We start from the raw sequence: 505 nt of genomic DNA, 5'->3' as shown, positions 1-505 counted from the left end.
GCCACTGAGTCCACCCGCAGCTAACCCGCGCCTACACCCTGCGGCGGCTACAGTGACCAGGTTATGTTGGTCGCCGATCTGCACCACTTCCTCGACGTGGGACCCGACACCCCGGGGCCGGCCCGCAAGCTCGCCGAACACCTAAGCGCGATCGTGGCCGCAGCCTCGGCCGGCGAGGCTCACACCCGATGGGAAACCGCCCTGCCGTGCCGGCGCCGGCCAGCCCACCGTGCCTGCCCCGGCCGCATCGTCGTGAGCTGGACCCAACCCGATCACCCCATCAACTGGTGCTGCAGTCACTGCGATGACGACGGCACCATCAGCAACTGGGCCACCTCGATCTACGACCTGCGCCGCCAGCAGTTGAGCGCGGCCGAACCAGTTCAGAATGTCGTTGTCGATGCCGACACCGCGGCAATCCTGCGGACCCTGCCGTTCCTCGACCATGACTGCCACAGAGCAGTTTTCGCCATCCACGCCGACGGCAACAAACTGCACCTCACGG

1 protein-coding gene is annotated in these 505 nt (G+C 66.9%); it reads left to right on the top strand.

Going from position 1 to position 505, the window contains the following annotated elements:
* Nucleotides 1-63: 63 nt before the first annotated feature.
* Nucleotides 64-505, top strand: a 442-nt coding sequence (locus ASJ79_RS25765) for a hypothetical protein (RefSeq protein ID WP_067961519.1), incomplete at its 3' end; no start/stop codon positions are given.

Source organism: Mycobacterium sp. NAZ190054 (assembly GCF_001545925.1).
Classification (GTDB): domain Bacteria; phylum Actinomycetota; class Actinomycetes; order Mycobacteriales; family Mycobacteriaceae; genus Mycobacterium.
Note: the sequence above shows the minus strand (reverse complement) of the source record. Positions and strands in the feature narration are given on the sequence as shown.